This window comes from Corynebacterium sp. S7 (assembly GCF_054401105.1).
Map to the genome: position 1 here is coordinate 1,464,202 of NZ_CM136760.1, position 12,215 is coordinate 1,476,416.

General features: G+C 61.2%; 10 protein-coding genes. All 10 read left to right on the plus strand.

Features of this window, described 5'->3' with window-relative positions; genetic code table 11:
• The first annotated feature begins 15 nt into the window (after positions 1-15).
• The 10 genes from pheS (at position 16) to argH (ending at position 12,172) form a co-directional block, all read left to right on the plus strand.
• Positions 16-1,062 carry a phenylalanine--tRNA ligase subunit alpha gene (gene pheS, locus ACXZ66_RS07045; protein ID WP_458751222.1) on the plus strand — a complete coding sequence of 349 codons (1,047 nt, stop codon included), beginning with the start codon at positions 16-18 and terminating at the stop codon, positions 1,060-1,062.
• 22 nt (positions 1,063-1,084) lie between these two features.
• On the plus strand, positions 1,085-3,595 hold the full coding sequence (gene pheT, locus ACXZ66_RS07050; RefSeq protein ID WP_458751223.1) for a phenylalanine--tRNA ligase subunit beta: 2,511 nt from the start codon (positions 1,085-1,087) through the stop codon (positions 3,593-3,595).
• 54 nt (positions 3,596-3,649) lie between these two features.
• A complete protein-coding gene (gene argC, locus ACXZ66_RS07055) occupies positions 3,650-4,693 on the plus strand; it encodes an N-acetyl-gamma-glutamyl-phosphate reductase (protein ID WP_458751225.1) in 1,044 nt (347 codons plus the stop codon).
• Positions 4,694-4,720: 27 nt separating this feature from the next.
• A complete protein-coding gene (argJ, locus tag ACXZ66_RS07060; protein ID WP_458751227.1) occupies positions 4,721-5,881 on the plus strand; it encodes a bifunctional glutamate N-acetyltransferase/amino-acid acetyltransferase ArgJ in 1,161 nt (386 codons plus the stop codon).
• Positions 5,882-5,891: 10 nt separating this feature from the next.
• Positions 5,892-6,833: an acetylglutamate kinase gene (gene argB / locus ACXZ66_RS07065; RefSeq protein WP_458751228.1), complete on the plus strand. Its 942-nt coding sequence runs from the start codon at positions 5,892-5,894 to the stop codon at positions 6,831-6,833.
• A gap of 1 nt (position 6,834) precedes the next feature.
• Entirely contained in the window at positions 6,835-8,013 is a 1,179-nt protein-coding gene (locus ACXZ66_RS07070; protein ID WP_458751229.1) for an acetylornithine transaminase, read from the plus strand.
• Between the two features lie 2 nt (positions 8,014-8,015).
• Positions 8,016-8,954, plus strand: a complete 939-nt coding sequence (argF, locus tag ACXZ66_RS07075) for an ornithine carbamoyltransferase (protein ID WP_458751230.1) — start codon at positions 8,016-8,018, stop codon at positions 8,952-8,954.
• 1 nt (position 8,955) lies between these two features.
• Entirely contained in the window at positions 8,956-9,453 is a 498-nt protein-coding gene (locus tag ACXZ66_RS07080; protein WP_458751232.1) for an arginine repressor, read from the plus strand.
• Between the two features lie 80 nt (positions 9,454-9,533).
• Positions 9,534-10,739, plus strand: a complete 1,206-nt coding sequence (locus ACXZ66_RS07085; RefSeq protein WP_458751233.1) for an argininosuccinate synthase — start codon at positions 9,534-9,536, stop codon at positions 10,737-10,739.
• Positions 10,739-12,172: an argininosuccinate lyase gene (gene argH / locus ACXZ66_RS07090; RefSeq protein ID WP_458747719.1), complete on the plus strand. Its 1,434-nt coding sequence runs from the start codon at positions 10,739-10,741 to the stop codon at positions 12,170-12,172. The genes ACXZ66_RS07085 and argH overlap by 1 nt, the downstream gene beginning before the upstream one ends.
• Positions 12,173-12,215: the final 43 nt, after the last annotated feature.

Below are 12,215 nucleotides of genomic sequence, written 5' to 3' on the forward strand. Positions count from 1 at the left end.
CGGGTGACAAAGAGCGTGTCTGATACTCCCGAAATCGTGTTGACGGAAGAGTCGTTGAACCAAGCAGCGGACGCTGCCATCGCGGCTTTTGATGCGGCGCAGGACTTGGCGCAGCTGGAGCTTGCCAAGCGCGACCATTTGGGGGAGCAGGCGTTTATCCCGCAGGCTCGCCGCGCACTGGGCTCGCTGCCAAAGAATGAGCGCAAGGATGCTGGCCGGCTGGTCAACATGGCTCGCGGCAAGGTGGAGAAGCACTTCGCGCAGGTCTTCGAGGTGCGCGAGGCTGAGCACCGTGCGGAGCAGCTGAAGTCGGAGAAGGTCGACGTGACCATGCCTTCTGCGCGCACGCAGCAGGGAGCGATGCACCCGATTACCACGCTGAGTGAGAATATCGCCGACATTTTCATCGGCATGGGCTGGGAAATCGAGGAAGGCCCCGAGGTGGAGGCCGAGTACTTCAACTTCGACGCGCTGAACTTCATTCCGGATCACCCGGCACGTACGCTGCAGGACACCTTCTACATCGGTGAGGAAGGCTCCCAGCAGGTCATGCGTACGCATACCTCGCCGGTGCAGGTGCGCACCATGCTTTCTCGTGACGTGCCGCTCTACATCGCATGTCCTGGCCGCGTGTTCCGCACCGACGAGCTGGATGCCACCCACACCCCCGTATTCCACCAGGTAGAAGGCCTGGCAGTAGATAAGGGCCTGACCATGGCTCACCTGCGCGGCACCCTGGATCACCTGGCAAAGGTGCTCTTCGGCCCAGAAACCAAGACCCGCATGCGCACCAACTACTTCCCATTCACCGAGCCTTCGGCCGAGGTGGATGTGTGGTTCCCGAACAAGAAGGGCGGCGCAGGCTGGATCGAGTGGGGTGGCTGCGGCATGGTCAACCCAAATGTCCTGCGCGCCGTGGGCGTGGATCCCACCGAGTACTCCGGTTTTGCGTTCGGCATGGGCCTTGAGCGCACGCTGCAGTTCCGCAATGGTTTGACGGATATGCGCGACATGGTTGAAGGCGACGTACGTTTCACCGTTCCATTCGGTGTTCAGGCTTAAGGGTTAAGGGGAACTAAACACAATGCTTATTTCGCAAAATTGGTTGACCGGCCTGCTTCGCTCGGGCGGCAACGAGAACTGGTCCGTTTCCTCCGAGGAGCTTGACGCAGGCTTCGTGCGCGTCGGTTTCGAAACCGAGGGCTACGAAAAGATCGAGGAAACCACCGGCACCCTCGTGTTCGGTCGCGTGAGCCACATCGAGGAACTCACCGGGTTCAAGAAACCCATCCGCTACTGCCAGGTTGATGTGGGCCAAGCCAACGGCACCGGCGAGCCACAGGGCATCATCTGCGGCGCGCGCAACTTCAAGGAAGGCGACCTCGTCGTCGTTGCGCTGCCGGGCGCCGTGCTGCCGGGCGGCTTCGCCATCGGCGCGCGCGAGACCTACGGCCACATCTCAGCGGGCATGATCTGCTCGGCGGCGGAGCTCGGCTTCACCGACAAGCAGAACTCGGGCATCATCACGCTTAGCGACGATTACGGCCAACCCGGCGAGGACGCCCGCGCGGCCCTCCAGCTCGACGACACCGTCTTCGACGTCAACGTCACCCCAGACCGCGGTTACGCCCTGTCTGCCCGTGGGCTGTCCCGCGAGGTAGCCTCCGCCTTTGACCTGAAGTTCGGCGATCTTGCGCTCGATCCGCAGGTCGCGGGCCTGGATCTTTCAGGTGTGCCGGAGCCAACCGAGCAGCTCATCGAGATCAACGCTGACGAGGACACCAAGACCATTCGCTTCGGCCTGCGCAAGGTCGAGGGCATCGACCCGAAGGCTGAGTCGCCGTTTTGGCTGCAGCGCGAGCTGATGCTCTCCGGGATCCGCCCGGTCAACGCAGCTACCGATGTGACCAACTACATCATGGTTCTGCTCGGCCAGCCGATGCACGCCTTCGATGCAGCACAGGTCAAGGGCAACCTGCACATTCGCAACGCCGAGGCAGGGGAGAAGTTCGAAACCCTGGACCACGTCACCCGCGAGCTCAACGCCGAGGACGTTGTTATCTGCGACGAGAACGGAATCCAGTCCATGGCCGGAGTCATGGGCGGCACCACTTCCGAGATCTCCGATGAGACCGTCGATGTCTACTTCGAGGCCGCGACGTGGCACGCGCTCACGGTTGCGCGCACCTCGCGTCGCCACAAGTTGAGCTCGGAAGCTTCACGACGATTTGAGCGCGGCGTGGATCCCGCCATCGTGGAAGTTGCCTTGGATATGGCCTGCGCCCTGCTCGTCGAAATCGCAGGCGGCACCATCTCTGCTGGTCGCACCCTGATTGGTGAGGTTCCTACCCAGGAACCAATTGAAATGCGCACCTCGCATCCTTCCGAGCTGATTGGCGTGAATTACTCCCGCGAGACCGTGATCGGAAACCTCGAAGAGGTGGGCTGCACCGTTGTAGACAATGGCGAGACCCTCTCGGTGACCGCTCCAAGCTGGCGCACCGACTTCTCCATGCCCGAGGATCTGATCGAAGAGATCATGCGCCTCGAGGGCCTCGACGACATTCCGCTGGCTCTGCCAACCCCGCAGGGTGGTCGCGGTCTGTCTCCTGAGCAGCGTCGCCGCCGCGCGGTTACCCACGCGTTGGCCTACAAGGGTTACGTGGAAATTCTGCCTAGCCCATTTATCGCCAACGACACTTTCGATCAGTGGGGCCTTGAGGCGGGGGACCCTCGTCGTAACGCGGTGCAGGTGCAGAACCCACTCGACCACGACTACGCCATCCTGGGCACCACTCTTTTGCCTTCCATGCTTGAGGCTGTGGGGCGCAACGTGGCTCGTGGCCGCCGCGACATTTCGCTCTACGGCGTGCAGCAGGTGGCGTTCAAGCGCGCCGAGCGCTCCGAGATGCCAAGCGTTGAGCAGCGCCCAAGCGACGAAACCGTGCGTGAGCTCATCGAGTCGCTTCCGGATCAGCCGCTCTACGCCGCAACCGTTGGCTCCGGAAATATCGTGCTCGAAGGCCCATGGGGCGAGGGCCGTGCCTACGGTTGGTCGGACGCGATCGAGTCGGCGCAGGTCGTCGCACGTGCGGCTGGCGTTGACCTCGAGCTGGAGTCCGCAGACATGCTGCCTTGGCACCCGGGTCGCTGCGCGGCGCTGAAGGTGGGTGGCCAGGTTGTCGGTTACGCCGGCGAGCTGCACCCGCAGGTTCTTGAGACCCTGGAGCTGCCAGAGCGCACCTGTGCCATGGAAATCAACCTGACCGCGCTGCCTCTCGAGGAGCGTTTCCCAGCGCCAGTGCTCTCTTCCTTCCCCGCGCTGCACCAGGACATTGCCCTGGTTGTTGACGAGGATGTCCCGGCGGAGCACGTGCGCAAGGTGGTCGAGGAGGGCGCCGGAGAGCTGCTTGAATCAGTTGAGCTTTTCGACGTCTTCCGTGGTGAACAGCTCGGCGAGAACAAGAAGTCGCTGGCCTTCAAGCTGCTCTTCCGCGCAGATGATCGCACGCTGACCGACGACGAGGCCTCCGAGGCACGTCTGAAGGCAGCCGAACTTGCACACGAGCGTTTTAACGCGGAGATGCGTGCATAGTTCGTCACTGAATGCATAGTTTGCATTAGGGTGCATAAATGCTAGAGTGTGTGCATGGCACTCAAGGTAGCAGTAGCAGGAGCAACAGGTTATGCAGGCGGCGAGATCCTGCGCCTGTTGCTCAACCATCCGCAATATCTTGCAGGCGAGCTTGAAATCGGCGCGCTGACCGGCAATTCCAACGCCGGCCAGCCAGTCGCCGAGACCATGCCGCACCTTCCTCAGCTGGCAGACCGAGTTATTGAAGAAACAAACGTGGACACCCTTGCGGGCCACGACGTAGTCTTCCTCGGCCTGCCTCACGGCCATTCGGCGGCGATCGGTTCCGCGCTTCCCGACGATGTCGTGGTCATTGACTGTGCTGCGGACTTCCGTTTGCAAGATGCAGAAGACTGGGAAGCCTTCTATGGTTCCGAGCATGCCGGTACCTGGCCCTATGGCATTCCAGAGATGCCTGGTCACCGAGAGCAGATCCAAGGAGCTCGTCGTATAGCGGTGCCCGGCTGCTTCCCAACAGGCGCAACCCTGGCCACTTTGCCTGCGGTAGAAGCCGCCATTATCGAACCTGACCTTGCGTTTGTCTCCGTCACCGGTGTGTCCGGGGCAGGGAAGAAGGCCTCCGTGCCGCTGCTTGGCTCGGAGACGATGGGCTCGTTGAAGGCCTATAACGTCGCGGGCAAGCACCGTCATACCCCGGAAATTCGTCAGAATTTGAGCGAGGTCACGGACCGGGAGGTGAACGTGAGCTTTACTCCCGTGCTGGCACCATTGCCTCGCGGGATCCTCACCACGGCCACCGCGCCACTTGCAGAAGGCGTGACCACCGATGTAGCCCGCAAGGTGTACGCGGAGTTTTATGCAGACGAGCCATTCGTCTACTTGCTGCCGGAAGGCGCGCAGCCACAAACCCAAAACATCGTGGGCACCAACATGTGCCACGTACAAGTTGAGGCTGACCTAACTGCCGGAAAACTTCTGATGACCAGCGCGATTGATAACCTGACCAAGGGTACTGGTGGCGCAGCCGTGCAGTGCATGAACCTTGCGCTTGGCTTCGACGAAGTAGCCGGATTGCCTCAAGCCGGCGTTGCCCCCTAAACACTTTTACTGATTAAAGGATTCACCATGAGCACCCAAGGAATCACCTCTCCGCAGGGATTTACCGCAGCGGCTACCGCGGCTGGCATCAAGCCCTCCGGAAACCCTGACGTGGCCCTTGTTGTTAACCACGGCCCAGATTTCAACGCGGCGGCAGTGTTTACCCGTAACCGTGTTGTGGCATCGCCGGTGAAACTGACCCGCGAGGCAATCAAGGATGGCCAGCTCAAGGCAGTGCTGTTCAATTCCGGCAATGCGAATGCATGCAATGGTGTTCAGGGCGATCAGGATGCAGCAGAGATGCAGGCGGCCGCAGCTCAGGCCATCGGTGCCGCAAATAGCGACGTTGCAGTGTGCTCGACTGGCCTAATCGGCGAGCTTTTGCCCATGGACAAGGTGCGCGCAGGAGTGGCTGCAGTAGCGGATGGCCTCGGCGATCATGGACACGAAGCCGCAGAGGCGATCATGACCACCGATACCGTGAGCAAGGAAACCCACTTTGCAGGTAATGGCTGGTCTATGGGTGCGATGGGCAAGGGCGTGGGCATGATGGCGCCGTCGCTAGCCACCATGTTGGTCACCATCACCACCGATGCGAAGGCAACCCCTGAGGCCCTCGATCAGGCGCTGCGCCAGGCCGCGAAGGTCACCTTTGACACCCTCGACATTGACGGTTCGACCTCCACCAATGACACCGTGATCATCATGGCCTCGGGCGCCTCCGGTGTGGAGCCTACTCAGGAAGAATTGAACCAGGCCGTGTTTGAGGTCAGCTCCAGCATCGCCGATCAGATGCAGGCGGATGCCGAGGGTGTGACCAAGCGCGTGACCATCAACGTCCAAGGCACAACTACCGACGAGCAGGCGCTCAACGCGGCCCGCACCCTCGGGCGCGACAACCTGTTTAAGTGCGCCATGTTCGGCTCGGATCCGAACTGGGGTCGTGTGCTGGCTGCCGTGGGCATGGCTGATGCGGACATGGACCCAGACAATATCTCGGTCTACTTCAACAACCAGCCTGTATGTGAGAAAACTACCGGCACCCCGGGTGCCCGCGAGGTGGATCTCAGTGGCGCGGACATCGACGTGCTCGTTGACCTGGGCACTGGTGGCGCAGGTAAGGCAATGGTGCGCACCACGGACCTCTCGCACGAATACGTTGAGATCAACTCGGCCTACAGCAGCTAAGGATTAGAAAATGGAAGACTTGACGAAAGGCGTCAGCAGCGAGGTACGCGCGAACGTCCTGGCAGAGGCTCTACCGTGGCTGATGCACTTCCGCGACAAGATCGTTGTGGTCAAATACGGCGGAAACGCAATGATCGACGAGTCACTGAAGGAAGCATTCGCCGCAGACATGGTGTTTTTGCGCACGGTGGGCGCCAAGCCTGTGGTTGTGCACGGCGGTGGCCCACAGATCACCGACATGCTCAGGCGCCTCAACCTCGATGGCGAGTTCAAGGGTGGGTTCCGCGTGACCACCCCTGAGGTCATGGAAGTCGTGCGCATGGTGCTCTTTGGCCAGGTTGGCCGAGACCTAGTTGGCCTGATCAACAACTATGGCCCTTATGCTGTGGGCACCTCGGGCGAGGATGCTGGGCTATTTACCGCGGAGAAGCGCTACGTCAACGTTGATGGCAAGGAAACCGATATCGGCTTGGTCGGCGACATCGTCGATGTCAACCCAGCTGCCGTGATGGACATCATCGAGGCCGGTAGAATTCCCGTGGTCTCTGGCATCGCCCCTGGTAAAGACGGCAATGTTTACAACATCAATGCCGATTCCGCGGCAGGTGCACTCGCCGAGGCTCTCGGGGCCGAGCGCCTGGTTATTCTCACCAACGTGGAGGGCCTGTACACCGACTGGCCGAACAAAGACTCGCTGGTGTCCAAGATGGAAGTGGACAAGTTGGAGGAGATCCTGCCCACGCTCGATGCCGGCATGATCCCGAAAATGGAGTCCTGCCTGCGTGCAGTGCGTGGGGGAGTCAAGGCTGCACACGTGATCGATGGCCGTATTGCACACTCAGTGCTGCTGGAGCTGATGACCATGGGCGGTATTGGCACCATGGTCCTGCCCGAAGACTACGAACGCGCAGATTACCCAGACGGAACCGTTTTCAGAAAGGACGTGAACTAGGTTGAGCAACCTGTCCAACCAATGGGGCGAGGTGTTGATGAACACCTACGGCACCCCACAGATTCAACTCGTTTCGGGCCACGGCGCCACCGTGACCGATAACGAGGGCAAAGAGTACATTGACCTGCTCGCAGGTATTGCGGTGAACTCTCTCGGCCACGGCCACCCAGACATCGTCGCAGCTGTGTCCAAGCAGGTCGGCGAGTTGGCGCACGTATCCAACCTGTTCATTTCCGAGCCGGTGGTCAACGTTGCAGCGGAGCTGGTCAAGCGCTTTGGCGACGATTCCGCGCGCGTCTTCTTCTGCAACTCCGGAGGCGAGGCCAACGAGGCAGCGCTGAAGATCTCTCGGCTCACCGGTCGCAGCCGCGTCCTTGCTGCAGAAAACGGCTTCCACGGTCGTACCATGGGCTCGCTCGCGCTGACAGGCCAGCCTGCCAAGCGCGCACCATTTGCACCTTTGGTCCCAGGTGTTGAGTTTTACCCCTACGGTGATAGCGATTTTCTCCGCAAGACCGTAGAAACCAACCCGACCGATGTGGCCGCCATCTTCCTCGAGCCAATCCAGGGCGAAACCGGAGTTGTCCCAGCACCCGAGGGCTTCCTCAAGGCAGTGCGCGAGCTGTGCGACGAGTACGGCATCCTCATGATCGTCGACGAAGTACAAACTGGCGTCGGCCGCACGGGTGATTTCTTCGCCTTCCAGCACGACGGCGTCACCCCAGACGTAGTCACCATGGCCAAGGCACTCGGCGGTGGCCTGCCCATCGGCGCAACCATCGCACGTGGCAAAGCCGCCGAGCTCTTCCAGCCGGGTGCACACGGCACGACTTTCGGCGGCAACCCCGTCGCGTGCGCAGCTGCCCAGGCAGTGCTCAACGTAGTAGATCAGAAGTTCATCCAGGACGTGAAGCGAAAGGGAGAGGTGCTCGTCGCAAAGCTAAAGCAGCTTGACGGCGTGGTCGATGTACGCGGACGCGGCCTCATGCTCGGCGTCGTGCTCGATGAGCCGATTGCGAAGCAGGCGGTAACGGAGGGCTACAACCAGGGCGTGATTTTGAACGCTCCTGCCGACGATGTGCTGCGCTTGACCCCGGCTCTGGTCATCACTGATGAGGAGCTCGACGAGGCCGTGACGCGCATCGACGCAACAATTAAAGCAGTGAAAGGAACGGAGTAGATATGCCACGGAATTTTTTGGCTGACGACGACCTCACGCCCCAGGAACAAGCCGAGGTGCTTGACCTGGCGGCCGAGCTAAAGCGCGCGCCGTTTTCGAAGCGCCCGTTGGAGGGCCCGAAGTCGGTGGCGGTGTTGTTCGACAAGTCGTCGACACGCACTCGTTTTTCCTTCGATGCTGGCATCGCGCAGCTGGGCGGGCACGCAATCGTGACCGAGACCGGCAACTCCCAGATGGGCAAGGGCGAGACCTACCAGGACACGGGTGCGGTGCTCTCGCGCTTCGTGGAGATGATCGTGTGGCGCACCTACGCGCACTCGAACCTGACCGACATGGCCGAGACCGCGACCGTGCCGATTATCAATTCGCTTTCCGACGACCTGCACCCCTGCCAAATCCTGGCGGACCTGCAAACCGTAATTGAGAACCTCTGCCCAGATCAGGGACCAGCCGGCCTGAAGGGCAAGAAGGCGGTTTACCTCGGCGACGGCGACAACAACATGGCCAATTCCTACATGATTGGCTTCGCCACCGCGGGCATGGACATTTCCATTGTGGGCCCTGAAGGGTTCTTGCCGAAGCAGGAGTTCGTCGACCGGGCACGCGTGCGCGGCGAGGAAACCGGCGCGACCGTGACCGTGACCTCCGATACCGCCGAGGCCGAAGGCGCCGACGTGGTCATCACCGACACCTGGGTCTCCATGGGCATGGAAAACGACGGCAAGGACCGCCGCACCCCGTTCCTCCCATACCAGGTCAATGCCGAGCTGATGGCGAAGGCGAAAGACGACGCCATCTTCCTGCATTGCCTGCCCGCTTACCGCGGCAACGAGGTTGCAGCCGAGGTCATCGACGGCCCGCAATCGCGCGTCTTCGACGAGGCGGAAAACCGCATGCACGCACAAAAGGCCTTGATGGTCTGGTTGCTGGAGCACCAGTAACATGACCACCCCCGTTTCCCGCACCGCGCGCCAGGCCAGGATCTTGGACATCCTGGCGAACTCGCGCGTGACGTCGCAGGTTCAGCTCTCGGAGTTGCTTCTCGACGAGGGCATCGACATCACCCAGGCCACACTCTCACGGGACCTGGATGAACTCGGGGCTGTGAAGGTGCGTCCAGCTTCGGGCGGGCGTGCCTATTACACAGTGAACAAGCAAGACCAGTCGCTGGCCGAGGCCTCGTCGGGCCCTAGGGATAAGCTGCGACGCATGCTCGAAGAGCTTGTCGTCTCGGTGGATTATTCTGCGAACATTGCCATGCTGCGCACGCCACCCGGAGCAGCACAGTATCTGGCCAGCTATATCGATCGGGTAGGGCTCGAATCGGTAGTGGGCACCATCGCGGGCGACGATACGATCTTCGTTCTTGCCCGGGACCCGGTCACGGGCAAGGAGCTGGCCAGGGAGTTGGCGGCAACACCTGAGCAACAGCCCGAATAGAGCCCGAAACAATCCTGTCTAACCAGGCAGGTACTCTAAGAAATATTGATCTTCTCAACCTTTAAACATAGGAGAAAAACATGACGAACCGCGTTGTGCTTGCCTACTCAGGCGGCCTGGACACCTCCGTTGCTATTCCTTACCTGGGTGAAATGACCGGCGGCGAAGTTGTCGCAGTTTCGCTGGATCTGGGCCAGGGTGGCGAAGACATGGAGTCCGTGCGCCAGCGCGCGCTCGACTGTGGCGCGGTGGAATCCATCGTGATCGACGCGAAGGATGAATTCGCCGAAGACTACTGCCTGCCAACCATCAAGGCAAACGGCAAGTACATGAAGCAGTACCCACTGGTTTCTGCTATTTCGCGTCCGCTGATTGTCAAGCACCTCGTTCAGGCTGCCAAGGAGCACGGCGGCACCCACGTTGCACACGGCTGCACCGGCAAGGGCAATGACCAGGTTCGCTTCGAGGTTGGCTTCCGCAACCTGGATCCAACACTTGAGATCATCGCGCCAGCACGCGACTATGCATGGACCCGCGACAAGGCAATCGCCTACGCCGAGAAGATCAACCTGCCTATTGAGCAGTCCGCTTCCTCGCCATTCTCCATCGACCAGAACGTCTTCGGCCGCGCTGTGGAGACGGGCTTCCTGGAAGATCTCTGGAACCCTCCAACAAAGGACCTCTACGCCTACACCGAGGATCCAAACCTGGGCAACGCTCCTGATGAGGTCATCATTTCCTTCGAGGGCGGCAAGCCTGTCGCCATCGACGGCAAGCCAGTGACCATGCTCGAGGCCATCGAAGAGATGAACCGTCGCGCAGGCGCACAGGGCGTCGGCCGCCTAGACATGGTCGAGGACCGCCTAGTGGGCATCAAGTCCCGCGAGATCTACGAAGCACCAGGTGCGATCGCCCTGATCACCGCACACGAGGCTCTCGAGGACGTCACCGTCGAGCGCGAGCTGGCTCGCTACAAGCGCGGCGTCGATGCGCGTTGGGCCGAAGAGGTCTACGACGGCCTCTGGTACTCCCCGCTGCACACCTCGCTGACCGCGTTCATTGATTCCACCCAGGAGCACGTCACCGGCGACATCCGCATGGTCATGCACGCTGGCACCTGCGTGGTCAACGGCCGTCGTTCCAACAGCTCGCTGTATGACTTCAACCTGGCCACCTACGACACCGGCGACTCCTTCGACCAGTCCGCAGCAAAGGGCTTCGTCCAGCTCCACGGTCTGTCCTCCGAGATTGCCAACAAGCGCGACCGCGAGGCAGGCCAGAACTAATGCAGCAGCACGGTACCAACGAGGGAGCTCTCTGGGGCGGTCGCTTCTCCGGCGGCCCTTCGGAGGCCATGTTCGCGCTCTCGGTGTCCACCCACTTCGACTGGGTGCTCGCCCCCTACGACGTGCTTGCCTCCAAGGCTCACGCCAAGGTTCTCAATAGAGCAGGATTGCTTAACGACGAGGACCTAGCCACCATGCTTGCCGGGCTCGATCAGTTGGGCGCAGACGTGGCAGATGGCAGCTTTACTCCGGATGACACCGACGAAGATGTGCACGGAGCCATGGAACGTGGCCTGATCGATCGTGTCGGTCCTGAGGTGGGCGGGCGTTTGCGCGCTGGTCGTTCCCGCAATGATCAGGTGGCCACCATGTTCCGCATGTGGCTGCGCGACGCACTGCGCGATGTCGCCTTAGACATCACCGACTTGGTGGATGCGCTCGTCGCTCAAGCAAAGGCACACCCGGACGCGATTATGCCTGGTAAGACGCACTTCCAGGCGGCGCAGCCAATCTTGCTCGCGCACTCGCTGCTGGCTCATGCCCAGCCGCTTCTGCGTGATTTGGATCGCATCCAGGATCTGGATAAGCGCCTTGCCGTGTCGCCTTATGGTTCCGGTGCGCTGGCGGGTTCCTCCCTGCACCTCGACCCTGAGGCCATCGCAGAGGAGCTCGGGTTTGACTCGGCCACCGATAACTCGCTCGACGGCACCTCCTCGCGTGACTTCGCTTCCGAGGCCGCCTACGTCTTGGCGCAGATCGCCGTGGATCTTTCTCGCTTCGCCGAGGAGATCATCGCCTGGTCCACGCCAGAGTTCGGCTACATCACCTTGCACGACGAGTGGTCCACCGGATCCTCGATCATGCCGCAGAAGAAAAACCCTGACGTGGCAGAGCTGACCCGAGGCAAGTCTGGTCGCTTGATCGGTAACCTCTCAGGCCTCATGGCAACGCTCAAGGCCCAGCCTTTGGCGTACAACCGTGACCTCCAAGAGGACAAGGAGCCCGTGATTGACTCGGTCAACCAGCTCAAGTTGCTGCTGCCAGCGCTGACCGGTTTGACGTCGACTCTGGTGTTCCACGAGGACCGGATGCGCGAGCTCGCACCGCAGGGCTACACCCTGGCCACCGACCTGGCCGAGTGGATGGTGCGCCAAGGCGTACCATTCCGCGAAGCTCATGAGGCATCAGGTGCCTGCGTACGCATCGCGGAGTCCCGTGGCGTCGACCTCGTGGATCTTACCGACGAGGAGCTGGCAAGCGTGGATTCCCGGTTGACTCCGGAGGTCCGAGAAGTACTCACCATCGACGGTGCCGTGGCTTCCCGCGATACCCGTGGTGGCACCGCGCGTCCTCGCGTGGAGGAGCAGCGTGAACGCGTCGAGGAAGCCAACGCGCAATATCGCGCTTGGGCGGAAACTCCTGTCCGCAGTTAGTACGTTCGCACTGCAAAACAGCTGGGAGTGACATAGGGTTAGG